Source organism: Cryptocyanus atlanticus LEGE 06306, assembly GCF_056633155.1.
Genome location: NZ_JBSJOZ010000017.1, coordinates 1 through 24225 on the forward strand (window position 1 = coordinate 1; position 24225 = coordinate 24225).

At 69.8% G+C, this 24225-nt stretch carries 24 protein-coding genes and 1 pseudogene; 11 read left to right on the plus strand and 14 right to left on the minus strand.

Going from position 1 to position 24225, the window contains the following annotated elements; translation table 11 throughout:
* Positions 1-60 precede the first annotated feature (60 nt).
* The 5 genes from ACWJI7_RS13090 to ACWJI7_RS13110 are packed head-to-tail and all read right to left on the minus strand — an operon-like array spanning position 61 to position 6490.
* Positions 61-882 (minus strand): inositol monophosphatase family protein, encoded by an 822-nt coding sequence (locus tag ACWJI7_RS13090; RefSeq protein WP_479938516.1) that lies wholly within the window; start codon positions 880-882, stop codon positions 61-63.
* Positions 879-2279 carry a BCD family MFS transporter gene (locus tag ACWJI7_RS13095; RefSeq protein WP_479938518.1) on the minus strand — a complete coding sequence of 467 codons (1401 nt, stop codon included), beginning with the start codon at positions 2277-2279 and terminating at the stop codon, positions 879-881. Before ACWJI7_RS13095 ends, ACWJI7_RS13090 begins: the two co-directional genes overlap by 4 nt.
* Positions 2280-2336: 57 nt before the next feature.
* Positions 2337-4172, minus strand: a complete 1836-nt coding sequence (locus ACWJI7_RS13100) for a TolC family protein (protein ID WP_479938520.1) — start codon at positions 4170-4172, stop codon at positions 2337-2339.
* A gap of 28 nt (positions 4173-4200) precedes the next feature.
* Positions 4201-5589: a TIGR03279 family radical SAM protein gene (locus ACWJI7_RS13105; RefSeq protein WP_479938522.1), complete on the minus strand. Its 1389-nt coding sequence runs from the start codon at positions 5587-5589 to the stop codon at positions 4201-4203.
* Positions 5590-5623: 34 nt separating this feature from the next.
* Entirely contained in the window at positions 5624-6490 is an 867-nt protein-coding gene (locus ACWJI7_RS13110) for an undecaprenyl-diphosphate phosphatase (protein WP_479938524.1), read from the minus strand.
* A gap of 106 nt (positions 6491-6596) precedes the next feature.
* Here ACWJI7_RS13110 and ACWJI7_RS13115 point away from each other — a divergent pair, with 106 nt between their 5' ends.
* The 3 genes from ACWJI7_RS13115 to nadB all read left to right on the plus strand — a co-directional run bounded on the left by ACWJI7_RS13115 (position 6597) and on the right by nadB (position 9712).
* Positions 6597-7355 carry a DUF3120 domain-containing protein gene (locus ACWJI7_RS13115; protein ID WP_479938526.1) on the plus strand — a complete coding sequence of 253 codons (759 nt, stop codon included), beginning with the start codon at positions 6597-6599 and terminating at the stop codon, positions 7353-7355.
* 236 nt (positions 7356-7591) lie between these two features.
* Positions 7592-7969: a photosystem II complex extrinsic protein PsbU gene (psbU, locus tag ACWJI7_RS13120; protein WP_479938528.1), complete on the plus strand. Its 378-nt coding sequence runs from the start codon at positions 7592-7594 to the stop codon at positions 7967-7969.
* A 63-nt stretch (positions 7970-8032) separates the two neighbouring features.
* Entirely contained in the window at positions 8033-9712 is a 1680-nt protein-coding gene (gene nadB, locus ACWJI7_RS13125; protein ID WP_479938530.1) for an L-aspartate oxidase, read from the plus strand.
* Here the strand turns inward: nadB and ACWJI7_RS13130 are convergent, their stop codons facing one another.
* The gene (locus ACWJI7_RS13130) at positions 9713-10639 is read right to left on the minus strand and encodes a vitamin K epoxide reductase family protein (protein ID WP_479938532.1); all 927 of its coding nucleotides are present in this window, start codon (positions 10637-10639) and stop codon (positions 9713-9715) included.
* On the minus strand, positions 10636-11496 hold the full coding sequence (locus ACWJI7_RS13135; RefSeq protein WP_479938534.1) for a BtpA family protein: 861 nt from the start codon (positions 11494-11496) through the stop codon (positions 10636-10638). Before ACWJI7_RS13135 ends, ACWJI7_RS13130 begins: the two co-directional genes overlap by 4 nt.
* Before the next feature lie 195 nt (positions 11497-11691).
* Here ACWJI7_RS13135 and rimO point away from each other — a divergent pair, with 195 nt between their 5' ends.
* Positions 11692-13113: a 30S ribosomal protein S12 methylthiotransferase RimO gene (gene rimO, locus ACWJI7_RS13140; RefSeq protein ID WP_479938536.1), complete on the plus strand. Its 1422-nt coding sequence runs from the start codon at positions 11692-11694 to the stop codon at positions 13111-13113.
* Complete coding sequence (locus tag ACWJI7_RS13145) at positions 13110-14360, plus strand: MFS transporter (RefSeq protein WP_479938538.1); 1251 nt, start codon at positions 13110-13112, stop codon at positions 14358-14360. Before rimO ends, ACWJI7_RS13145 begins: the two co-directional genes overlap by 4 nt.
* Here the strand turns inward: ACWJI7_RS13145 and ACWJI7_RS13150 are convergent.
* The gene (locus ACWJI7_RS13150) at positions 14347-14439 is read right to left on the minus strand and encodes a cytochrome B6 (protein WP_479938539.1); all 93 of its coding nucleotides are present in this window, start codon (positions 14437-14439) and stop codon (positions 14347-14349) included. The two genes, ACWJI7_RS13145 and ACWJI7_RS13150, sit on opposite strands and share 14 nt — an antisense overlap.
* Before the next feature lie 141 nt (positions 14440-14580).
* On the opposite strand from ACWJI7_RS13150, the gene ACWJI7_RS13155 reads away from it, so the two are divergent.
* Complete coding sequence (locus ACWJI7_RS13155) at positions 14581-16185, plus strand: B12-binding domain-containing radical SAM protein (RefSeq protein ID WP_479938540.1); 1605 nt, start codon at positions 14581-14583, stop codon at positions 16183-16185.
* A 23-nt stretch (positions 16186-16208) separates the two neighbouring features.
* Here ACWJI7_RS13155 and ACWJI7_RS13160 read toward each other — a convergent pair whose 3' ends face one another.
* Positions 16209-16628 carry a DUF4346 domain-containing protein gene (locus ACWJI7_RS13160; RefSeq protein WP_479938542.1) on the minus strand — a complete coding sequence of 140 codons (420 nt, stop codon included), beginning with the start codon at positions 16626-16628 and terminating at the stop codon, positions 16209-16211.
* Positions 16629-16652: 24 nt separating this feature from the next.
* A complete protein-coding gene (locus ACWJI7_RS13165) occupies positions 16653-17834 on the minus strand; it encodes a GNAT family N-acetyltransferase (RefSeq protein WP_479938544.1) in 1182 nt (393 codons plus the stop codon).
* A gap of 57 nt (positions 17835-17891) precedes the next feature.
* Here ACWJI7_RS13165 and ACWJI7_RS13170 point away from each other — a divergent pair, with 57 nt between their 5' ends.
* A complete protein-coding gene (locus ACWJI7_RS13170) occupies positions 17892-18341 on the plus strand; it encodes a hypothetical protein (protein WP_479938545.1) in 450 nt (149 codons plus the stop codon).
* On the opposite strand, the gene ACWJI7_RS13175 is transcribed toward ACWJI7_RS13170, so the two are convergent.
* Together ACWJI7_RS13175 and ACWJI7_RS13180 are read right to left on the minus strand one after the other, a co-directional pair.
* Positions 18338-18991, minus strand: a complete 654-nt coding sequence (locus tag ACWJI7_RS13175) for a RibD family protein (protein ID WP_479938547.1) — start codon at positions 18989-18991, stop codon at positions 18338-18340. The two genes, ACWJI7_RS13170 and ACWJI7_RS13175, sit on opposite strands and share 4 nt — an antisense overlap.
* Positions 18992-19027: 36 nt before the next feature.
* Positions 19028-19978, minus strand: coding sequence for a 6-pyruvoyl trahydropterin synthase family protein (locus ACWJI7_RS13180; RefSeq protein WP_479938549.1), 951 nt, complete (start codon positions 19976-19978; stop codon positions 19028-19030).
* Positions 19979-20059: 81 nt separating this feature from the next.
* Here ACWJI7_RS13180 and ACWJI7_RS13185 point away from each other — a divergent pair, with 81 nt between their 5' ends.
* The gene (locus tag ACWJI7_RS13185; protein ID WP_479938551.1) at positions 20060-20743 is read left to right on the plus strand and encodes a shikimate kinase; all 684 of its coding nucleotides are present in this window, start codon (positions 20060-20062) and stop codon (positions 20741-20743) included.
* A gap of 17 nt (positions 20744-20760) precedes the next feature.
* Here the strand turns inward: ACWJI7_RS13185 and ACWJI7_RS13190 are convergent, their stop codons facing one another.
* Positions 20761-21024, minus strand: a complete 264-nt coding sequence (locus ACWJI7_RS13190) for a CRR7 family NDH-1 assembly protein (RefSeq protein ID WP_479938553.1) — start codon at positions 21022-21024, stop codon at positions 20761-20763.
* A gap of 41 nt (positions 21025-21065) precedes the next feature.
* Entirely contained in the window at positions 21066-21806 is a 741-nt protein-coding gene (locus ACWJI7_RS13195; protein ID WP_479938555.1) for a glutathione S-transferase family protein, read from the minus strand.
* 85 nt (positions 21807-21891) lie between these two features.
* On the opposite strand from ACWJI7_RS13195, the gene ACWJI7_RS13200 reads away from it, so the two are divergent.
* The 3 genes and pseudogenes from ACWJI7_RS13200 (at position 21892) to ACWJI7_RS13210 (ending at position 24214) form a co-directional block, all read left to right on the plus strand.
* On the plus strand, positions 21892-22101 hold the full coding sequence (locus ACWJI7_RS13200) for a DUF751 domain-containing protein (RefSeq protein WP_479938557.1): 210 nt from the start codon (positions 21892-21894) through the stop codon (positions 22099-22101).
* A 3-nt stretch (positions 22102-22104) separates the two neighbouring features.
* Positions 22105-22494, plus strand: a pseudogene (rbfA, locus tag ACWJI7_RS13205) (30S ribosome-binding factor RbfA); the annotation flags it as partial.
* 79 nt (positions 22495-22573) lie between these two features.
* On the plus strand, positions 22574-24214 hold the full coding sequence (locus tag ACWJI7_RS13210; RefSeq protein ID WP_479938559.1) for a glycoside hydrolase family 3 N-terminal domain-containing protein: 1641 nt from the start codon (positions 22574-22576) through the stop codon (positions 24212-24214).
* Positions 24215-24225 lie beyond the last annotated feature (11 nt).

Genomic DNA, 24225 nt, shown 5'->3' on the forward strand with positions numbered 1-24225 from the left:
CCTCTCCTCCAGGCCCTGCTCCCAATCCGGTCTCCCGTTTGGGCGCAGTCCAAAATCCTATCAGAGGGCAGGCGGGTTCATCAAGGCATCGGCCCAGGGCATGAAGGTGCGCAACGCCGCTGGACTGCTGGCCGCCAGCACCGGGAAGTCCGTGGTGGCGTGGTCCTCGCCCGCCACCAGGTGCTCGGGGCTGCGCACCAGCCAGCACAGGGGACACTGGAGCTCGGTGAGCACCAGCCAGGCCGCCGCCAGATCCCAGATCTTCGGCGTGGCCTCAAGGGCCGCCACTGTCTGCCCCATGGCCACGCTGACCAGATTCAGGCTGGCGACCCCGAGCAGCCGGATCTTGCCAGGGAAGCGCTGATCGGGAAGCTTCTGCAGCACTCCGATCGATCGGCTGCAGAGGGAGGCGCAACCGGCCAGCCGGGCCTGATCTCCCGGAGGATGCAACCGTTTGCCGTTGCGCCAGGCTCCCTGCCCCCGCAGGGCCACGATGCGTTGGCGCAACGGGGGCACATCGAGCACCGCCAGCACGGGCCGCCCCGCCTCGAAGCGGGCCAGGGAGATGGCCCAGTAGGGAATGCCGGCGGCGAAGTTGGTGGTGCCATCCAGGGGGTCCACCACCCAGAAGGCCGAAGACGGGGGGACCTCCTGGCGGCCCTCCTCGCTCAGCACCCCCTCCCCCGGGTACAGGGCGTCCAGACCACTCACCAGGGTCTGGTCGCTCCAGCGATCGCAAGAGGTGATCAGGCTGCCGTCGGCCTTGGCTTCCGCCTGGGCGGCCATGTGACCAAAATCCCGACGCTGCCGTTCCCCGACCGTATCCAGCAGTGCCGTGAGGCGCAACGCTTCAGGGGGAAGACTGGTGAGAGTGGCGGTCATCCGAGTTCGGTGGAGAGGACCTGGCTGAGGCTCCGGCTGGTGTCGTCGCGGAAGCGGTGCACATTGACGCGACTGAGGATCCGCAGGGCCGCCAGGGACACCAGCGCCGCCACACAGAGCACGAGCGCGTAGGGGGGGAATGGTCCCTCTCCAGGGATGATGGCACGACCAAGATCCAGCAATCCGCCCCCCAGGAGCTTGGCGGAGGCGCGGGAGAAGGCTTGGGCCAGCCCCCAGACGCCGATGAACGTGCCGGCCACTTCCGGCAGGGTGAGATCGAGCATCAGACAGAGGGTGCTGTTGGTGCCGATGCCCGAGGCCACACCGAACAGCAGCAGCACCGCCTGGAGCAGGGCCACCTGCCGCAACAGACCACTCAGCACGAGCAGGAGCATCGAGAGCAGGATCAGCTGGCAACCGAGCCGGGCGGTGGCGTACTTGCCAAGTCGGGGCACCACCAGCCAGCCGGCCACCACCAGACCCGCCAGGGTGCCGATGCCCCAGAAGGCATTCAGGGAAGCGGTGGCGCCGATCGGCATGCCGAAGACATCGGCGCCGTAGCTCTCCAGGATCGGGTCCTGAAGAAAGAGCGCCAGGGTGAACAGCACCAGAAAGGCGAAGAACACGGCCACCTCCCGGCTGGAGGTGATCAGGCGCCAGGCCTGGGGCAGGGTGATGGCATCGTCGCGCTCTCCGGCGCTGGAGGGATGCCCCCGCTCGGCTGGGGGTTCGATTCCCCAGGTGGCGACCAGCGTCAGGGCGAACACCACGAGGGCCGAGCGAACCATGAACCGCGCCAGCACGGCCTCCAGCACGGCCGGATCGTCGACGCCATCGAGGATCCGCAGACTGCGGGCGATGACCAGGGCCCCGATCACGATGCCAACGGTGAGCAGGCACCAGATGATGCCGACGGCCCGGGGCCGCTCCGCCTCCTGGGTCCGGTCGATCACCAGGGCCAGGTAAGGCGTGGTGGCCAGCGAAATCGCCAGGCCATAGGCGGCGAACAGGCCGCAGAGCATCACGACTCCGAGCAGGATCGGGCCCCCCTCACCGGAATCCATCGCCCCGTTGAGCCGAAAGATCAGCGGCACCACCAGGGCCGCCAGCGAACAGAACAGGGCGGCGCCAAGCCAGATGTAGGGGGTGCGATGGCGACCGCCGACCGGGTGGGCGTCGGACACCTGCCCGAACAGGATGCGGCTGGGGGCCACGAACTGCTCGAAGGCCAGGGCACCGCCGACGAGCAGCCCGGGGAAGCCCAGTTCACTGATCATCACCCGGTTGAGCAGACCGGCGAAGACCACGGCCAGAAACCCCAGACTCCCCTGGAAGAGCCCCAACCGCAGCGTGCTGACCAGGGACAGCCCGGGACGCGGAGGCGGCGGATGGGTCATCGGAGAACGGCTGAGTGCCGCAGCGACGCTATCAAGAGCCTCCGGTGGGGGCGGGGCTCAGGGGCCCAGGGGACCGCGACCGTCCGGGCCCCGTTCTTCCGACTGACAGGCCGGCAGCAGGGGCTGGGGCTCCACCGGGATCTGGGTGGCAGGATCGGTGGCCGGCTTGGTGGACGGCAGGACAGGAGGCTTGCAGAACGCCACCTGATCCAGGCCTGTGCGCCGCCGCAGTTCGGCCAGCCGCCGGTTGTAGTCGGTGATGGCGCGGGCATAGCGCACTTCGGCGTTGGTCAGGTCGCGCTGGGTGTCGACCACCTCCCGCTGGGTGGTGACGCCGGCCTGGAAGCGGAGGCGGGCCAGCCGGAGGGCCTCCCGAGACGAGATCACCTCGCGGGAGGTGGTGGTGATGTCCCGGTTGTTCTTGAGCAGTTCATAGAAGCTGACCTCCACCTCCTGACGGATCGCATCACGGCGGCTGGCGAACAGGAATCGATTCTCTTCGGCAACCTGTTTCTGCTGCCGGTACTCGGCGGCAGCCCGGCCTCCATCGAAGAGATTCCAGCGGAGATTGAGGCCGATCGAATTGTCGAAGCCGTAGGTGAAGGCCCCCATGTCGATCGAATCATCAATGGGGACGCCGGTCTCCCCATTGGAGCGGTCCCAGCCGAAGGTATTGACGATGCTCAGGAACGGCTGAACGGCGGCGATGGAGGCATTGGCGCTGCTGTTGGCGATCGAGATGTCGAGGATGATCTGATCGAGCTCCTCCCGGAAGGCGTAGGCGGCCACGATGCTCTCCTGGAGGGAAGGAAGCCAGGAACCCACAACCCGGGCGGGTTCCTTGGCGGTGGGCGTCACGGTCTGGGGAAGGTCCAGCAGAGCGGCGAGGGTGCGTCGGGCGACCGATTGGTCGGCCAGGGAGTTGGTCAGCAGCTGCTGGTCGCGGGCCAGCTGGGTTTCCGCCTGCAGCACCTCAAGCTTGGTGGAGACGCCGGCCTGGAAGCGGGCCCGGGCGTCCTTGAGGCTCACCAGCGAAGCCCGAACGGACTCCTGGCCGATGCGCACGTTCTCATCGGAGAGCTGGAGATCGAAGTAGGCCTGAGCCACCTGCAGGCGCAGATCCCGCAGGGCAATGAGGTATTGATTCTGGGCCTGCTCAAAACGGTCCCTGGCGGCGGCGATCTGGGGAACCCGGGCCGGATTGATCAGATCCCAGTTGATGCCGATGTTCATCGCCGCCCCGATGGTCTGCCCCTGGGTCGTGGTCGTCGATGACGAGCCGGGGGCATTGGGGAACAGGCGGGAATCAGCCGAATTGGAGCGGACGCGGTAACTATTGGTGAGGGCCGGGAAGTTGCCCCCGGTGCTGAGGTCGATGCTGGGATACCAGGCGGCGATCTGGGCCCGAAGCGCCGAGCGGGCCTGCTCGACCTGCATGGCCACCGCCTTGAGGTTGGGGTTGTTGACCTCGGCCAGGTTCTCGACGTCGGCCAGGCCCAGGGGGCGCAGCTGCTGGATGCGGACCTGGGACGGCTTGGTGGGAAGCGCCAGGGGGGGAGGGGCGATCAGGGGCCGCAGGGCCGGTTTCAGTTCGGTGGCGGCGGGAGCCAGCACCGAGGGGTCCGATTTCGGCCGCTCGCCCTTGATCTCCGGGGCCAGCGGCAGGGCCGCGTCGGCCGAGACCGTCTCCCCCTGGGTCTGGTTTGCCTCGCCCTGGAGCGGCTCGCCCTCGATGGGCTGGGTCTGGATCGGCTGGGATTGGGCCAGGGCCGGGGCCGACTCAACCGGGGCGGTCCGTTCGCTCCCCGGTTCCTCCGCCCGGGCCGCAGCGGAGACCCACGGGAGGAGCGCCAGGCCCGCAAAGGCTGCCGAAGCAAGGAAGGAGCGCCGCACGCCGTGCACCGGGTAGTACGGGGGGAGCTTAAAGAAGCTGAGCTGGGATGCCGATGCAAGCGGCCACGAAATCATCCGCCCCCTGCACCAGTCGGATCGGCACGGGCAGCCGGCCGCGCAGCTGATCCAGGGTCACATCGTCGAGAAACACGGGCTCCCCCTGGCGGAGCATCACCCCCGGCAGCAGGAGCTCCTGCCCCAGGTCCAGGCCCGCCAGTCCCTCCAGCAGATCGGAGCCGGTGAGCAGTCCGGTCACGACCCGCTCCTGGCCCCAGTAGGGACTGGGGAGGCCATGCAGCTCCACCTCCAGCCCCTCAACGGCGTTGAGACGCTCCACCACCGGAGCGAGGGCCCCGGCCACCAGGGCGCCCACCACCCAACTGACCCGGCGGGGACGGGAGAGCTGCGGCGGCAGATCAGCCGTAGCTCGATCCAGCGCCTCGAGGAAGGCACGGATGCTGCCGACTCCATTCTCCTGCTGGGGAAGATCTTCATAGCTGTCGCGCTCCGGCAGGGCCCTGCCGGCCAGCAGATACCACTCATCGGAGAGCCAGGCGAACCGGCTGCCGAGCCGGGTGGCCCAATCGTGCTGAAGGGCCTCCACCAGGGTGATCACCTCGATGGCGACGCCGGCATCCACGGGAATGAGCCCATCCCCGGGGGGGCGGAACCGGGTGAGGCCCACCGGCACGACCGCCGCGGAGAGCACGGCCGGCCAGTCCCCGGCGGCGAAGGCCGCCAGATCGGTGAGGGTCCTGCGCAGCGCTGGTCCATCGTTGAGTCCGGGACAGACAACCACCTGGGCATGGATCTGCAGACGCCGCTCCGCGAACCAGGCCAGCTGCTCCAGCAGGAGCGCCGCCCTTGGGTTGACCAGCAACCGGCTGCGCAACTCGGGGTCGGTGGCGTGGACCGACACGAACAGCGGTGAGAGGCGCTGCCGCTCGATGCGCTCCCAGTCGGCCGGGGTCAGGTTGGTGAGGGTGAGGTAGGAGCCGTAGAGGAAGCTGAGCCGGTAGTCGTCGTCCTTGAGATAGAGGCTGCCGCGACGACCGGGCGGCTGCTGATCGATGAAACAGAAGGCGCAGTGGTTGTTGCACTGGCGCAGACCATCGAAGATCGCCTCGGTGAAACCCAGCCCCAGGCCGTCATCAGGTTCCTTTTCGAGCGCCAGGTGATGCAGGGTTCCGTCGGAATCCTCCACCACCAGGGAGAGATCCTCCTCCCCCACCAGCACCTGCAGATCCACCAGATCCCTCGGCCGCACGCCGTTGACACTGATCAGCCGATCCCCGGGCTGGAAGCCGAGCTCCTCTCCGATCGAACCCGGCTCCACGCTGGCCACCACCGCCGGCTGGGGCTGACGCGAGGCCTCGCCGCTGGCCAGGGGGAGGCCGGTGGAGGGTTCATGCCACACGGCGGGTCCGAACGGTTGATAACAGTCTGGGACCTCAGGCCGTCCCGTTCCGCCAGACCCAGAGCAGCAGCAGCAGGCCGAAGATCAGCCGATAGCCCACGAACACCCAGGTGCTGTGGTTCTGCAGAAAGCGCAGCAGCCAGGCGATCGCCAGCCAGGACACCACCGCCGCGGCAAGGATGCCCACCGACAGGGGAACCGGCGCCAGGCTCGCCCCGGCCCCGAAGGCCGACTTGAGCTCCACCAGGCCCGCCAGCGTGATCGCCGGGATACCGAGCAGGAAGGAGAAGCGGGCGGCGGCGGCCCGCTGCCAGCCATCGAAGAGGGCGGCGGTGAGGGTGCTGCCGGAGCGGGACACGCCCGGGACCAGGGCAAGAGCCTGGGCCAGGCCCACCAACAGCCCGTCACGGGGCCGTACGGCGGGCAGAGCCCGGCGGCGGCGGCCGACCGTCTCGGCGGCGGCCAGCAGCAGGGCCATCACGATCGACACCAGCGCGATGGAGGTGATCCCCCGCAGGGCCGACTGCTCATAGGCCGGCCAGAAGACCTTGATTCCCAGCCCGGCCAGAACGATCGGCAGCGTGCCGATCGCCATGGCCAGGCCCAGCCGAGCCGAGGGATCGCTCCACTGGCCCTGGCGTGAGGCCCTGGCCATGCCCGTGCCCACGGCGACCAGGTCGTGGCGGAAGTACAGGAGAACGGCGACGATGCTGCCCAGTTGGAGTACTGCGGTGACCGCCACGCCGGGATCCCCCCAGCCCAGCAGCACGGGCACCACCTTCAGGTGGGCCGTGCTGCTGATCGGCAGGAACTCGGTGAGACCCTGGACCACCCCGAGCACGAAGGCATGCCAGCACGCTTCCAGAAGGCCGGCAGGGGCCGGAGGCACGGCAGGGGTCATGCGGGGGATCGAGGCTCCGTCGCCGTGACCCTATGGCCAGGAGGGCGCTCCAGGCTCGCGACCCCGCCGGCGTGCATCCCTTAAGGTTGCGTACCTTTCTTCATACATGCAGGTGATCGCGGTCCCGACCAGCCCCCCCGCCCCGCCGCTGGTTCGATCCGCCCCTGAGGTCGCCCTTCCGGGCGCCGTCGTGGTGGTCCGGGCCGTCCCCGGGGACTCCGGGACCCTGCCCCTCCTGGCCGGCCTGCTCGTGGTGGGTCCGGTGTTCCTGCAGGCCCCCTGGGTGCGTATGCATCCCAGCAGCGCGACCCTGTTCACCGCCGTCCTGCTGGCGGTCGGTGTGCTGCTTGGGCAACACGCCCCGCTCCGCTGGCAGCCGCTGGGGAGCCTGCTGGTGGGATTCAGCGGCAGCTGGCTCGCTGGTTGCCTGTTCTGGGGATGGTTCCGCCTCCATCCCGGCTGGCATCTGCCGATCGAGGCCTTTGCCCTCCCCCTGGCCCTGGCCGGACTTCGCGGTCGCTGGGGCCTGGGGGCCGCCTTCTACCTCGCCGCGTTGCTCGGCACAGCCTGCACCGACGGCGCCATGGCGGCGATCGGGCTGATGCCCCTCTGGCCGGCCGTGCTCCAGGCTCCCGCCGATCAGGCCGCTGTGCTGCTGCAACAGGCGGCGCTGCAGGTGATGCAGCCCACGTCGGTGATGGTGGTGCTGGCCCTGGGGGCGGGGCTGATGGCCGTCGCCCGGCTTCTGGCCCGATCAGGCCCGCGCGCCAGGCTGGCCGCGGCCGCTCTGGGCACCACGCTGGCGGTGGACGCGGTCTTTGTCGCCGCCGCTCTGCTGAGCCCTCACCTCAGCGGCCTGATCTGAATCAGGCCGATTGAAGAACTGCAAAAGCCTGGAGCGGAGCGGGCAGAACCACCCCTGCACGCCTGTAACGTGACAGCGCCGATCCAGCTCGGGATCCTCCTGACGTTCAGGACCATTCCGACAGGCCGGGTCCGGTTCCGTCAAACGTTCCGGTCCCGTCAAAGGTTCAGTCAGGGCGTCCATCCAACCGCCATCCACACCGAATCCACACCGATCCACAGATACGGAGCATTGCGATGAAACGGCTGGTTGCCTGGTTGATGAGCGGCGTGCTGGTGGCAGGTCTGCTCGTCTCTCTTCTGGTTCCTCCCGGCGCGGGGGCTGAGGAGCTCCGCAACGTGGCTGATGAGAAGATCGCCGAGCGGCAGGGCAAAGTTGATCTCAACAATTCCCCCGTTCGCAGCTTTCAGCAGTTCCCCGGCATGTATCCCACCTTGGCCGGCAAGATCGTGCTGGGGGGGCCCTATCAAGTTGTAGACGATGTGCTGACACTCGATCTCACAGATCGTCAGAAGGAACTCTTCGAGAAATACAAAGACAGTTTCATCGTCACAGCCCCTTCCATAGCCCTCAATGAGGGCTATGACCGGATCAATCCAGGCGTGTACCGCTGACCGCCTACACTGACCAGCCCTGGCGAAAGCCGTCGGCCCACCGGCGGCTTTTTTGGTGGATCCATGCCCGATGAGGCCGAAGCCGGCTCGCTCCTGGCCTCGAACTGGGATGTGGTGGTGGTCGGTGGAGGCGCCGCGGGCCTGATGGCCTGCCTGGAGTTGCCCCCCGGGCTGGGGGTGCTGCTGCTCAGCAAGGAACGGGGCCCCCGGTCGGCCAGCCGCTGGGCCCAGGGGGGCATCGCCGCGGTGACCCGCACCGACGACAGCTACGCCAGCCACCGGGACGACACCCTCAGGGCGGGGGCGGGCCTCTGCGATCCGGCCGCCGTGGATCTGCTGGTGCACCAGGCACCCCTGTGCGTGCGGCGCCTGCTGGATCTCGGCATGGCCTTCGATCGCGAAGCCGGAGCCCTCAGCACCACCCTCGAAGCGGCCCACAGCCATCGGCGCGTCCTGCACGCCCAGGACCGGACCGGCGGCGCCCTGGTGGACACCCTGGAACGGCAGGTGCTGCGGCGGCCGGGGCTGGAGCAGCGAATCGGGGCCATGGCCCTGCAACTCTGGGTGGAGGGCGGCCGCTGTCGGGGGCTCCAGGTGCTCGAGGGCGATCGGGTGCGCTGGTTGCGGGCCCGGGCCGTGGTCCTGGCCAGCGGCGGCGGCGGCCACCTGTTCGAGAAGACCACCAACCCGGCCCAATCCACCGGCGACGGCGTGGCGATGGCCTGGCGCGCCGGTGCCGCCATCCGGGATCTGGAGTTCGTTCAGTTCCACCCCACGGCGCTGATGCTGCCGGGGGCTCCCCATTTCCTCATTTCCGAAGCGGTGCGGGGGGAAGGGGGAAGGCTGATCGACGCCGCCGGCCGCAGCCCGGTGGCCGAGCTGGCCGGTGGCGATCTGGCTCCCCGCGATCAGGTGAGCCGGGCCCTGGTGCGGACCATGCAGGACCAGGGGGTGGAGCAGCTCTGGCTGGATCTGCGCCCGGTCGGGCGGCAGCGGCTGGAGCGCCAGTTCCCGACGATCCTGCGACGCTGCCGTGAGCTGGGCCTGGAACCCACCCGCGATCCGATCCCGGTGGCCCCCGCAGCCCACTACTGGATGGGGGGCGTGAGCACGGATCTGTCGGCCGCCACAACCCTGCCGGGCCTCTACGCCATCGGCGAAGTGGCCTGCACCGGAGTGCATGGGGCCAACCGTCTGGCGAGCAATTCCCTGATGGAGTGCCTGGTCTTCGCCCGCCAGCTGCGAACCCTGAGCCTGCCGCCGCCGGGGGCGGCACTCCCGGACCCGGGGAGCACCCCCACGCGCCAGCTGACCCCTGGAGCCGGCGCTGCCCAGGGGTCCCGGACCGTGATCGCCGAGCGGATCGAGGAGCTGCGACATCGCTGCTGGCGCGTGGCCGGCGTCGAGCGCCAGGGCGCCAGCCTGAGCGAAGCGGTCGGCGCCGTGCGGCCCCAGCGCCGGGAGCTGGAGACCGATCCCCTGTTGCGGGCGGCCCTGGAGCTCCAGCCCGGGGACCAGCTCCAGCTCGGGGCGGATCCGGTGGCCCGACTGCGACCCCTGCAGGAGCTGCGCCAGTTGCTGCTGCTCGCCGACCTGCTCATGGAGGCGGCCCTGTTCAGGCAGGAGAGCCGCGGCGGTCACTACCGCACCGACGCTCCGGCCCCCCAGCCGTTCTGGCGACGCCACAGCCTCCAGAGGCAGGGGGAACCAATCGGCACGATCCCGCTGACGGGGGAGGGGTGATCAGGAGGGGGGCTGGCCCTGGAAGCCGCTCAACTGGGCCAGGGTGTCGAGCGATTTGACGCCGGAGTCGAGCTGGCCGTTGATCTCCCAGGTGGGGAAGCCCTCGATCCGCTTCTGATCACAGAGGGCTTTCTGACTGTTCTGACCATCGGCGGCGCACTCGATCACCTTGAGGCGGGCGGAGGCCTCCTTGCCGAACAGCTCCTTCTGCTCATGGCAGTGGGGACACCAGTAGGCGGAGTACATCACCGCCCCGCTGGCGCTGAGGTGCTCGGCCAGAGCCAGGGTGCCCGGGGTGCTGGCCGCCAGCACCGGAGGGGCGGCCCCGCGGGTGCTGAGCACGGCGGGACGGTCCACCGAAGCGGCCCAGCCCAGACCCACCAGACCCACCACCAGGGTCACCAGGACCCCGCGGAAGAGAAGCTGCCCCCGATCCTCCCAGTCCCAGCCGATCAACGTTAAGGCGAACAGGGCCACACTCAGCACGGCCGAGAGGACGCAGAAGAAACAGAAAGCCTGGATCTTGACGATCAACAAGCCCATCAGCAGCAGGCTGAACACGGCCATACCGCCGCTGATCAGGAAGAGCGCCCACCAGCTGCGCTCCACGAGGGGTCCGCGGGGATCGCTGCGCAGCACGATCGGGAGCACCGCCAGGGCCAGCACGGCGAGGTAGGTGAGGAAGCCGAACAGGGAGAGGGGCTGGCCGAACAGGCTGCCCCAGACGCTGTTGAGCACCTTGTCGCAGCCCTCGGCTCCGCCTGGACAGCTGAGCGGACCGATCAGGCCCCAGCGCTTGAGGGTGATCGCTCCGGTGTCGATCGCCCCGATCGTGGCCAGCACGGCCATCAGAATCCGCACCCAGCGACGGCCGGGCTCGGATCGGCGGCGGCTGCCCAGACGGGTGCTCAGGCGGGTGGTGCTCACAGCGAAGGATCGCAGTTGGAGGATTGTGGCAGGACCCGCTTCAAGGCGGCCACCCGCTGGGCCTCCACCGGTGACTGGATGCGACCCAGGTGCTTGAGGGCCGTGCCCGCGATCACTCCGGCGCAGCGGGGGCCCAGGGACTCCAGCAGGGCCGGGGTGGCTCCGCTGCCGATGAGGACCGGCGCCCCCCCGGCCGCCCCGACGGCCTCATCCAGATCCTGGGGCGCCGTGGGTCGGCCCGTGCCGGATCCCGACACGATGACGCCGTCGGCCCCGCCCCGCTCGAGCACATCGGCCACCGCATCAGCCACGGAAAGGGGGGCCAGGGGAGCGCCGTGCTTGACCAGCACGTCGGCAAGAATCGCCACCGCGTCAGCCCCGATCAGGCGGCGGCGGCGCAGCAGTTCGGCGGCACCGCCCTCGATCACCCCCTGGTCGGTGACGGTGGCGCCGCTGAGCACATTGACGCGGATGAACCCGGCCCCGCTGGCCTGGGCGATCGCCAGGGCGGCGAGGGCATCGTTGCGCAGCACATTGATGCCCACCGGCAGGGGCGTCGCCGCCACCACCGCCAGGGCCAGCCGGCTCATGGCGGCCACCGTTTCCGGGGGCACCGGCCCCCTCCAGAAGGGCACGTCCCCGAAGTTCTCGACAATGAGGCCATCGGCGCCCCCGCTGAGGTAAGCGCGGGCATCGGCCAGCGCCGCGGCCTCCACCGCCGGCAGATCCCCCGCCCAGAGGGGGGATCCCGGCAGGGGGCTCAGGTGGATCACCCCGATCAGGGGACAACGCTGCGGGAAGAGGGCCCCCCAGCGGGAGGGGGCCAGGGCAGACGAGGGAGTGGGTGGGGTGGGCATGGGGGCTGGAGGCACGGGTCGGCGCGGGAGCGAAGGGGTGGGGGGGGGAGGGAGGCCGGCGGCGGGCCCACCCCGCATCTCATAGGGTGAAGAATCGGCCCCGCAGGGTCCATCAGGACCTAACGCATCTGGATCCGGCCCGTCCATGCCCCCGCGCCGACCCGGCCACCCTCCCCACTCCCCGATCCGCCCCCCATGTCCCCCCGCGCCGCGACCCGTGCCATGCCCCCAGCGGCGCCGGCGCCGAAACCGACGGTCGCCTTCACCCACCTCGGCTGCGAGAAGAACCGGGTGGACACCGAGCACATGCTCGGCCTGCTGGCGGAGGCCGGCTACGGCGTGAGCGCCGATGAACGGGATGCGGCCGTGGTGGTGGTGAACACCTGCAGCTTCATCCAGGACGCCCGGGTCGAGTCAGTGCGCACCCTGGTGGAACTGGCCGAGCAGGGCAAGGAACTGATCATCGCGGGCTGCCTGGCCCAGCATTTCCAGGAGGAGCTGCTCGAATCGCTGCCCGAGGCCAGGGCGATCGTCGGCACCGGTGATTACCAGCACATCGTGAGCGTGCTGGAGCGCGTGGAAGCCGGCGAACGGGTGAATCAGGTGAGTGCCGTGCCCACCTTCGTGGGTGATGAGCATCTGCCGCGCTACCGCACCACGTCCGAGGCGGTGGCCTACCTCAAGGTGGCGGAGGGCTGCGACTACCGCTGCGCCTTCTGCATCATTCCCAAGCTGCGCGGCGACCAGCGCTCCAGGCCGATCGAATCGATCCTGGCCGAAGCCCATCAACTGGCGGCCCAGGGGGTGAAGGAACTGATCCTGATCAGCCAGATCACCACCAACTACGGCCTCGACCTCTACGGACGGCCCCGGCTGGCTGACCTGCTGCGCGCCCTCGCCGAGGTGCCGATCCCCTGGATCCGGATGCATTACGCCTATCCCACCGGCCTCACCCCGGAGGTGCTGGCCGCCTACCGGGAGGTGCCCAATGTCCTGCCCTACCTGGACCTTCCCCTGCAGCACAGTCATCCCCAGGTGCTGCGGGCGATGAACCGTCCCTGGCAGGCCGACGTGACCGGTGATCTGCTCAGGCGCATCCGCGATCAGCTGCCCGATGCCGTGCTGCGCACCACGTTCATCGTGGGCTTCCCTGGCGAGACGGGGGATCACTTTGCCCATCTGCTCCACTTCGTCGAGACCCAGCGCTTCGACCATGTGGGCGTGTTCACCTTCTCGCCGGAGGAGGGGACGGCCGCCGCGGTGCTGCCCGACCCGGTGCCCGCCGCCCTGGCGCACGAGCGCCGCAACCGCCTGATGGAGACGCAGCAACCGATCGCCGCCGCCCGTAATGCCGCCTGGGTGGGCCGCATCGTGGATGTGCTGATTGAGCAGGAGAACCCCTCCAGCGGCGCGATGATCGGCCGTTGCGCCCGATTCGCCCCGGATGTGGACGGGGAGGTGCGGGTGCGGCCCGGAGCGCTCGGTCTCAGTGGGGCGCCCGGCACCCTGGTGCCCGTTCGGATCACCGGCGCCGACCACTACGACCTGGAGGGAGACGTGGTGGGCGCCGGCGCGATGGTGGGCGACGCCGTGGCGGAGCTGAGGCGATCAGCTTGAGGCGCTGGATTCACCACAACCAGCGCACCACCTTTCTGATCGCCTCGGGCCTCAGCACCACCGGCTCCTTTGCGGGAATCACCGCCAAGGGTTGGATCCTGATGCAAGCGACCCAGAATCCGCTGCTGCTGGCCGTGCACTTCGCCGCCCTGGCAATGCCCAGCCTGCTGGCCAGCGGAGCGGCGGGGGTGCTCACCGATCGGATCGGCAGTGAACGGGTGCTGATCCGGGCCCAGTGGGGGCTGGTGGCGGGGGCGGCCCTGGGGGCGATCGCCATTCCCCTGCTGCAGGGTGCCGCCCAGGTGACCCTGCTGCTGCTGAGCACCCTGGTGGTGGGCCTGGCCAGCGCCTTTGAACTGACCGCCCGCAACAAGTACTGCGCCCTGCTGATCGATGAGCCCCGGCAGTTGGCGTCCTACCTGACCAGCTTCTCGGTGGTGTTCAACCTGGGCAAGCTGGTGGGGCCTCCGATCGGTGGTCTCCTTCTGGCGCTCACGGGACCGGCCACGGCCCTTGGAATCGATGCGGCCACCTATCTGATCCCGATCGCCACGGTGCTCTGGCTGCTGCAGCCGAATCGGAGGCTAGAGAGCAGCAGCGGACATGGCCCGGGCGCCTCTCTGGGTACCGCCTGGCGGGGCTGCGGAGCGGCGCTGCGCCATGTGCTCGTCTATATGGCCCTGGCCTGCCTGGCCGTGTTCTTCCATCCGGGGCTGGCGCCGCTGATCGCCGAACAGGTACTGGGCCCCAGCCCCCAGGCACTCGGCCTGTTCACCAGTGTGCTGGCCGCCGGCAGCATCGCCGGGGGGCTGCTGCTCCAGCGCCACAGCAGCTGGCTGAGCCGTCGCCCCGCCCTGCTGCTGGGGGGCTGCACGGTGCTCACCAGCCTGGGCCAGCTGGGCATGGCCCTACCGGCGAGCAGCGGGTTCCAGCTCACCATGACCTTTCTGATCGGGGCGGGGACCGCCGGATTGCTGGCCGGTGGCAGCCTGATCCTCCAGGTGGCCTCGCCCCTGGTGCTGCGTGGGCGGATGGCTGGGCTGGGTCAGATCGCCTTCCTGGGCGGTGGGGGGTTGAGCGGCCTGCTGGCGGCCGCCCTGAGCCTGCGGGTGGGCCTGCCGGCCACCTTCGCGCTGATGGGCAGTGTGGGCATGGCCCTGGGGCTGGCGGAACTGATGGGACGCCAGGGCCGGCTGCTCCCCCTCCATCCCGGCGGTCCGGAGGGGGAAGGGCTCAGATCAGCTTGATGCCCCTCAGCAGGGTGGAGAGCAGGAAGGCCGTGATCAGGCCTGCGGCCATCAGGGCCAGATACAGAGCCGCCGCCATGGTGACCAAAGGAACACATCACCCCCATTAGAGCAGGACAGGCCCTGATCCCGTGGGGAGCCCTTAGGCTGGCGGCCACAAGCACGGGGGCTGGCCGATGGCGGCAAGGCCCTCTGGCATCACCAATGTCGCCGGAACAGCATGCGCGCCCTGCTCGTCTACCCGGAATTCCCCAAGACGTTCTGGAGTTACGAGAAGATTCTCGAACTCGTCAATCGCAAGGTTCTGCTGCCCCCCCTGGGCATGGTCACCGTGGCTGCCCTGTTGCCGCAGCACTGGGAGTTCAAACTGGCCGATCGCAACGTTCGGGAGGTCACCGACGCGGAATGGGACTGGGCCGAGCTGGTGATCATCTCCGGCATGATCGTGCAGAAGGCCGACATGGCCGCCCAGATCGCCAAGGCTAAGCAGCGGGGCCTGCCGGTGGCCGTGGGAGGCCCCTTTGCCAGCTCCACCCCGGACGCCCCCGAGCTGCAGCTGGCCGATTTCAAGGTGCTCGACGAAGGGGAAATCACCCTGCCGATGTTCATCGAAGCGCTGGAACGGGGTGAGCAGCAGGGCCGGTTCAGTTCCGGTGGAGACAAACCGGATGTGACCTCAACTCCCATTCCACGCTTCGACCTGCTTGAGCTCGACGCCTACGACTCCATGTCTGTTCAGTTCTCGCGGGGTTGCCCCTTCCAATGTGAGTTCTGCGACATCATCGTGCTGTACGGACGCAAACCACGCACCAAGACCCCCGAACAACTGATCGCCGAGCTGCAGACTCTTTACGATCTGGGCTGGCGCCGTTCGATCTTCCTGGTCGACGACAACTTCATCGGCAATAAGCGCAATGCCAAGCTGCTTCTCCCTGCGCTCAAGGAGTGGCAGATTGCGCATGGGTATCCGTTCAGCTTCGCCACCGAAGCCTCGGTCGACTTGGCTTCGGACGAGGAAATGATGTTGATGATGGCCGAGAGTCGCTTCGACAGCGTCTTCCTCGGGATCGAAACCCCTGACGAGGCCAGCCTGGAAACCGCCCGGAAGCTGCAGAACACCCGAAGCTCCCTGGAGGAATCCGTGGACCGGATCACCTCCTACGGCATCCGGGTCATGGCGGGCTTCATCATCGGCTTCGATGGTGAAAAAACGGGGGCCGGCCGTCGGATCGTGGAGTTCGTGAGCCGCACCGGCATTCCCGCCGCGATGATGGGCATGCTGCAGGCCCTTCCCAACACCGGCCTCTGGCATCGCCTTGAGAAGGAAGGCCGCCTCATTCAGGACGAAGCCTCCGCGAAAGGGGTGAATCAGACCAATCTGCTGAACTTCGTGCCCACCCGCCCGATCCGCGACATCGCCAACGAGTACGTCGAGGCGTTCTGCGCGCTCTATGAGCCGAATGCCTACATGGATCGCGTATACAGCTATTACCTCAAGGTGGGCAAGCCCCGCTGGCAGCCCTTCGCCAAGCGTGATGGGGGTCTCCCCAAGCTGCCCAGCTGGACCGATGTGCGGGCTCTGCTGATCGTGATCTGGCGGCAGGGGATCCTGCGGGACACCCGCGGACGGTTCTGGCGCTACCTGCTCGGAATCGCCCGCCGGAACCCGAGCCAGGTCGAGCAGTTCCTGGTGGTGCTCGCCCACAACGAGCACTTCATGGAGTACCGCGCCATCGTTACCCAGGAGATCCAGGAGCAACTGCAATCCCTGCCTCCGGAGCAGCCCTCCTCCGGGGCGGAGATCAAGGAACTCCAGCCGGCCTGAAGGGGAGCCCCCGCCGACGGGGCTCAGTCCTGGACGTAGGGGAGCCCGTTCAGCAGGGCGGCTTCGGCCTTCTGCAGTTCCCGGCCGAGGTATAGGGCATGGTCGAGCCGGGTCAGTGCCGGGGAATCGGGCTGTTCCGTCAGCCGCATGCCCAGTTCCTTGGCGGTGCGTCCCCGGTAGACACCCAACGGGGCCCTGGCCTGGGCGCCGCGGCATCGGAGCACTTCGCCGGTGTCGGGATCGGTCGCCAGACCCCGCGCATCGATGCCGTTCCCGTAGTGCTCGGCCACCAGTTCACCGCTGGACTCATCCAGCCGGATCAGGACATAACCGCCCGGATCAAGGGTGATGGCCCGTTGGGAGAGCTGCTCGTCGAGGGCCCGGCGCTCCTGCAGCGCCAGATTCTGGCGCTGCAACTCCGGCCCGGAGGTGCGGATGTTCATGCCTTCAATCGTAGTCAGCCCGTTTCACCCCCCCCGCACCAGGGGGAGATCGCGGCGTGTGAAGGGCATCTCGGCGTTGACAGCGTCGATCTCGCTGAGCATCTGGGCATTCGCCTCCGGCAGCCAGCGACGCAGCAGGCGATCGAAGCCGGGATCCAGCCAGCGATGCAGGCTGGCCCTCGGCTGGGCCAGGAAGCCCCGCCGCCGCTTGTGGCTGCCCCCGGCGCCGGGGTCGAAGCTGCGGATGCCCCGCTCGATCGCCCAGGCGATCGGGGCGTAATAGCAGACCTCGAAGTGGAGATTCTCGATCTCCTCGTCACTGCCCCAGTAGCGGCCCCAGAGAGCGTCCTCGCCGCGGACGCAGAGGGCCATGGCCACCGGATCGGCCGGGTCGCCGCGGTGGGCACTGAACAGGACCAGATCCCGCCTCAGCTCACCTGCGGCGATCACGAAGAACTCCTCGGTGAGGTATTTGCTGCCCCAGGCCCCCCAGCGGCTGCAGTGCTGCTCATAGAAGCGGTGCATCCGTCCGAGCAGCGCCGCCGGAATGGCCTCCCCTTCCCAGGGTGTGACCTGGAGACCGGCCGCGGCGATCGAGCGCCGCTCGCGACGGATGTTGCGCCGCTGGTTGGCGTTGAAACGGGCCAGATAGTCCTCGAAGCTGGTGTAGCCATCGTTGACCCAGAGGCTCTGCTGGTTGAGCCAGGTGGCACAGCCCGCGGCCTCGGCCAGGGGTTGCCAGTGGGGATCGACATAGAGGAAATTACAGCTGAGGATGCGCCGCTCGCGGCAGAAGCCATCGATCAGCTCCAGCAGCCGCGCCGTGATGGCGACCGGATCCTCCTGGGGATCGATGTGAAAGCGGTAGCCCTGCACCGGGCTCAGCGGGCTCATGCCGATCAGCTTCGGGTAGTAGCGCAGCCCGAGCTGGCCGGCGAGCTGGGCGAACGACTGGTCAAAGACGAACTCGCCATAGCTGTGGCCCTTGAGATACAACGGCGCCACGGCGATCAGACGCTCGCCGCCCCAGAGTCCCAGATGGCAGGGCTGCCAACCCTGGTGGGGCGCGACACTGCCGGATCGTTCGAGTCCGCTCAGCCAGCGCCAGCCATAGAAGGGGAGGCCGCTGGGGCCGGTCAGCTCCTGCCAGCGCTGCTCGGGAATCTCCGTGATGCTCCGATGCCAGCGGGCCACAAGCTCAGCCATGGCGATCGAACACGATGGCGGAGGGCAGGGGGCAAAACTAACGGGATGACTGAGCGCATGCGCGGCGGAAGACCGGCGGGCCACCGCGGCGGCGGGGGGGGTGGAGCCGCCGCCGCCCTGATCAGCCTGGTCACCCTGATCGGGCTGGGGGGGCCGGCCGAGGCCAGCCTGCTCGGCCCCCTGCTGCGCCTGCTCCGCCCCCAACTGGAGGACCGGCTCGCCGAGGTGTGCGTCGACGCGGTGGCCGGGGCGGAGCGTGGCCTGCAACGCAGCCTGCGGGAGCCCTGCCGACGGCTGGCGGCCCCCGCCAGCGCCTGCCTGATCGAGGAGGCCGAACGCAGCGGCCGCAGCTTCGCGATGATCACCGAGCTGGTGGCCGGCCGCATCGGCGACGACGGCGAAGTGGTGATCCGGCGCTGCGCCGCCCGGCTGCTGGGCCTTCCCTCCGAGAGCTTCCGGGATGTCTCCCTGGAGGACCTGAGGCGGCGGCTCGGCGACGGCCGTTAGGGTTCATTCCGCTGGCGCCGGTAGCGCAGCTGCAGCTCCCCGCCGCCGAGTCCGCGCTGCTCGCTGAGCGCCCAGCGGGCGGCCGAGAGATCGGGGCTCCGGGTGCCCACCCAGGTGTGGGCGCCGCCCAGCACCGTGGGGCAGAGGCTCAGCTGAAGCTCCTCCACGAGATCGCTCGCCAGCAGCGTCGAAACCAGCTCGGCGCCCCCCAGCAGCACCAGACGCTCCAAGCCGGCGGAGGCCAGCTGCTGCAGGCTCGGCCTCCAGTTCTCCAGGAGTAACCGCCGCTCGAACCCCGCCGGCGCCGGGCTCTCCGCGGCGGAGCAGAGCAGCCAGCGGCGCAGCGGCTGGCGGAAGAAGGGAAGCGCCGGATCGATCGGACCGCCACGGCTGACCACCACGGCCGTCGGCTGGGGAGGCCGGCCGGCGCGGAGGCGCTCCGCGAGCAGTTCGGAGCGCCGCAACAGGCAGGTGGTGCCATGGGCCCGCAGGGTGCCGGCCCCGATCAGACAGCCATCGGCCCAGGCGAGCGCATCCTCAAGGACGCGGCGATCACCGCGGCCACCGATCTGGGCGGCGCCACCGCCGGCCGGGGCCAGGCGACCGTCCAGGCTGATGGCCAGCACCAGTCTCAGCTGGGGGGCCGTCAACGGGGGGGCCGGGTCAGGCCGGCCCGACGGCATTCCCTAGAGGGAGGCGAGGGCTTCGAGGGCGGCGGGGCGCATGTCGAGCCGGGGGGATTCGGCGAACACCTCGGCCGCGTTGTTGGGGCTCTCCTGCAGCCGCACCTTGTGGAGGGCCGCGCCGGTTCCCGCGATCGGAGCGGCGAGCAGATCGGCGATGTGCAGGGCGATGTTCTCCGCCGTGGGCACGCAGGCTGCGAAGTGGGGCACATCCTTGTTGAGGAAGGTGTGATCGAAGGGCTCGACCACCAACTCCTGGACCAGACCCTTCAGCTCACCCAGGTCGCAGACCATGCCGGTGCGCGGGTCGATCGTGCCCCGTACCGTGATGTCGAGCAGGTAGTTGTGCCCATGGCCGTGGGGGCGGGCGCACTTGCCGTAGATGCCCTCGTTCTCGCTCTGGGAGAGCTCGGGCCGGGCCAGCCGGTGGGCGGCCGCAAAGTGGGTGCGGATCGAGAGAAAGGCTTCCATGGTGTTGCCGACGACATCGGCCCAGAGGGTGGGTTGCTCGTACAGGCGCAGGCCGGCGAGCGGCAGACAGGGCTCCAGCCGGCGCCAGATCGCCTGGCAGAGAGCCTCGGTGGTGGGCAGCCGGCCCTGGGGATCACGGAGATCGAACTCCGGCCAGCAGTCGTTGAGACAGCGAAAGTCGAGGGGATCGGTGATCTCCCGCCGGATGGCGTGCTTCACCTCCGAGAGGTTGAGGACCATGCCGTCCCCATCGAGGGGGCCGGCCATCGCCACGATCAACTCGTAGTTGTGACCATGGCCCGGGGCGATGGAGCACCGGCCGAACCGGGCCTCGTTCTCCGCTTCACTCAGTTCCGGCAGGCGGTAGAGATGGCTGGAGCTGAAGGTGGCCCGGCGGGTGATCAGACAGCCCCGACCCCGTCCATGGGCCGAGGACCGGCCCGGTGGGGCGGCGGCCGACAGGGCCAGGGTGCCGGTGGCCATCGTCCATGGTTCCGCGTGGGGATGCATCCTAGGGAGTTCGATTTCGCCCCCGGCGCCCCCGGGTGGCCGCGGAGTCCGCCGATGTCCTCCCCGTCTCTGCCTCTGCCCCCGGGCGGCTCCCCGCCACCGTCGGCCGCCCTGGCAGGGCGGCTCGAGGGCATGAACCTGTATCTGGTGGGGATGATGGGGGCCGGCAAGACCAGCGTGGGTCGCCCCCTGGCCGCGGCGCTGGGATACCGGTTCGTCGATGCCGATGCGGTGCTCGAGGGGGCGGCGGGTCGCACGATTCCGGAGGTGTTCGCCGCCGAGGGGGAAACCGGCTTCCGCGACCTGGAGACCGCCGTGCTGAACCGGATCGCCGGCTGGCACTCCCTGGTGGTGGCCACCGGGGGCGGGGTGGTGACCCGCCCCGTGAACTGGGGGCAACTGCACCAGGGGCTGGTGGTGTGGCTGGATGCCCCGGAGACGCTGCTGCTCGAACGGCTCAGCGCCGACCCGGGCCCGCGGCCCCTGATGACCACCACAGACCCCACGGAGGACCCCGCCACAGGCCCCGCTCTCCGGCTGCGGGGCCTGCTCGCGCAGCGTCGTCCGCTCTATGCCCAGGCCGATCTGCGCATCCTTCAGGACGGTCGCCCCGCCGCGGAGGTGGCCCGGCAGGTGCTGGAGGCCCTTCCCGCCGTTCTGCGCCCCCGCCAGGCGCCGCCGCAGGTCCCGCTGAGCCTGATCGAGCCGGATGGGGCGCTCGGAACGAGCCTGAACTGACACCGGAGTCGGTGCGATCAGCGCCCCGGCGGCTCCAGGCGCACGGCATACCACTGGATCACGAGGCCGGGTTCCAGCTCCAGCTCGCAGGCGGTGTCCAGCAGGCGCTCCGCCCGCTTCCGGTCTCCGGAGAGATCCTGCAGGTCGGCCGGGGGGGCGTCCAGACCGCCCAGGTGGGCCGCCAGCCAGTCGAGGGTGGCCGGGGCGGTGAGGATGCGCTCCCCGCTGGCGGGCTCCAGCACCACGTAATGATCGAGTTCCCGCAGCAGGGGATCGGACATGCTCTCCGGGCGGATCGCCACCATCCTGCTGGCTCCAGGGCTCAGATCACCTCCACCGCGGCGGAGGGATCGGAGCCCCGACCCAGCTCGAGGTAGAGCCGGTCGCGCCAGTCGAACAGGGGAGCCAGCAGCGGATGGTCGGCCAGCCCGGGAACGCCCCGGCCCGCCAGGGGAGCACCGGCTGAGGCGGGGAAGCGAAGCAGGGAGAGCTGGGCGGCGACGGCCAGGTCGGCCAGGCTGAGGCTGTCACCGACCAGATGGCCCCCCTCGGACACCAGGAGCGCCAGCTGCTCCAGGTTGCGCTGCAGCTGACGGCGCTCCCCCTGGCCGAGCGTGTCACCCAGGGGGGCGAGCAGATCGGTGGGCAGGGCGCCCACCAGGGAGCGCAGCGCGGCCGGGGTGGCCTCGGGCAGCAGCGCTCCGCGCAGCACGGGATCCGATCCTGCCGCCAGGAGCAGGGCCTGGCGGGCTCCGGAAGCCAGGGCCGTGTCGGCCCAGTCCTCGAGCAGCAGCACCCGGGCCCGCTCCTTCGGATCGGCCGGCAGCAGGGCGGGCTCGGGAACCGTCTCTTCGAGGTGAAGGGCGATGGCGCTCGAATCGGCGATGATCGCCCCGCCATCGACCAGCACCGGCACCTGCCGCTGCCCGGAGAGACGGAACAGCTCGAGCTGGCCGAGGCCCGGAGTCACCTCGACCACGCCATAGTCGAGGCGTTTGGCCGCCAGGATCAGTCGCACCTTCTCACAGAAGGACGAATGGCGGAACTGGTGGAGCTCGAGCATGGCCGGCACGGTCCTCTGGGCGGCAGAGTAGCCGTCGCCTCCCTTCTCCCGTAGCACTGACTTCCCCACCGACCCCGTTGCCGCCATGAAGGAGTTTTTTCTCAACGTGACGCGCTACCCGCGCTATCTCGTTGCCTTCGTTCTCGGTGTGTTCAACTCCGTGGCCCAGCCCCTGGCGCGGCGCAGCAGCAGCAATCCGGTGACCGCCGTCGCCCTGATCGGGGCACTGGTGAGCGCCCTGATCAGTCTCACCCTGGTGCTGCGTGCGATGGTGTCGCCAGCACCGCTGGCGTAGGGCATGGGGCAGGGGCGACGGGTCGAGCGGATCGCCTCCATGATCCGCCGTGAACTCAGCGAGCTGCTGGTCAACGGCATCAAGGACGAGCGGGTCAGCCTGGGAATGGTGAGCGTGACCCAGGTCGAGGTGGCCGGGGATCTGCAGCACTGCAAGATCTTCGTGAGCATCTTCGGCAGCGAACAGGACCGGGACCGGGCCCTCGCCGGGCTGCGCTCGGCCGCCCCCTATGTGAAGGGGGAACTGGGCCGGCGGCTCAACCTGCGCCGGACCCCGGAGGTGTCGTTCCAGCTCGATCGTGGCCTCGAGAAGGGCAGCGAGGTGCTGGGCCTGCTCAACCGTCTGGGACGGGAACGGGAGGTGCGCGGCGAAGTGCCGCCCGGCAGCGACGTCAGCGCGGACAGCGAGGGCCCTGAGGACCTCAGCCCGGACGGGGAGAACCGAAGCCAGGCCGATGGCCGCCGGGACGAGCATGACGGCTTCCGCTGACGACGGGCCGGCGACGCTGCGGCAGCAGGTCGCCCGCTTGCTGGTGGTCCGGGGCAGTGGTCACCTGGGGGACGGTCAGCGCCGCTATCCCCGCTGGGAGCTGCCCAATTCCAGCCTGCGGCGCCTGCTGGCCGAGGGTGTGGGCGGAGTGATCCTGCTGGGTGGCAGCGCGGCGGACCTCCGCCTGCGCACCCAGCAGCTCCGGGGCTGGTCCGACCACCCCCTGCTGCTCTGCGCCGACGTGGAGGAGGGCGTGGGTCAGCGCTTCGAGGGGGCCAGCTGGCTGGCGCCACCCCTGGCGGTGGGGCGCCTCCACGCCAGCGATCCCGCCAGGGCCCTGGCCCTGGCGGGGCGCTACGGACGCTGCACGGGACGCCAGGCTCGCCGGCTCGGGCTGAACGGGGTGCTGGCCCCGGTCTGTGACGTGAACAACAACCCGGCCAATCCGGTGATCAACGTGCGGGCCTGGGGGGAGGATCCTGTCACCGCCGGTGCGCTGGCGGCCGCCTTCATCGCGGGCGCCCAGGGCGAGGGGGTGCTCTGCTGCGCCAAGCATTTCCCCGGCCACGGGGACACCAACGCCGACTCCCACCTCGAACTGCCGGTGCTGGCCCACGGACGCGGGCGCCTGGAGTCGGTGGAACTGCCGCCCTTCCGCGCGGCGATCGGCGCCGGGGCCGCCGCGGTGATGACAGCCCACCTGCAGCTGCCGGCCCTGGATCCCGAGCGCCCGGCCACCCTCTCGGCGGCGGTGCTCAACGGGCTGTTGCGGCGGGATCTGGGCTTCGAGGGTCTGGTGATCACCGATGCCCTGGTGATGGAGGCGATCACCGCTGACTGGGGGGCGGGGGAGGCGGCCGTGCTGGCCGTCGAGGCCGGGGCCGACCTGGTGCTGATGCCCGCCGACGCCGATGCCGCCATCGCGGCTCTGGAGGCGGCGGTGGACAGCGGACGGATCCCGCGCGAACGCCTGGCGGCGAGCCTGCGGCGGCGCCAGGACGCCCTGGCCACCCTGGATCGCTCCGTCGGCGGGGCGGGGGCACCGGGGCGAGGCGCGTTGGAGGATCTCGAGGGCCTCGAGAGCGACGAGGAGGGGGCCCTGGCCAGCGAGCTGGTCGGGCTGAGCCTGCGGCTCCGGCCCGGGATGGTCCTGCCCCCGGGCCCGGGGGTGAACCTGATCCGGCTCGACAGCAGCCTGGGCTGCCCCTTCCTGAGCGCCATGGCTCCCGCCCTGCAGCGGCCGGCCGCGGCCACCTACCAGCCCTGTCTGATCGACGGTCGCGGCCCCAGCCCCTGGTGCGGCGATCCGGAGGCGCCCCTGGCCCTGGAGCGGCTCCCCCCCGGGCCGGTTCTGCTGCAGCTGTTCGTGCGGGGCAACCCCTTCCGGGGCGGGGCCGGCGGCGAGGAACCCTGGCCCGCCGTGCTGCGCCAGCTCAGGGGGGCCAATCGCCTGGCCGCCCTGCTGGTGCTGGGCAGTCCCTACCTCTGGGAGGACCTGCTGCCGTTGCTGCCGGAGGGGGTCCCCGCCGGCTACAGCCCGGCCCAGATGCCCCTGGCCCAGGCCCGGCTGCTGGAGGCGATCGGCCTGGAGGCCGGCACCCTGGAGGCCGGCTTCACCGACTGAGCCCGGGGGCC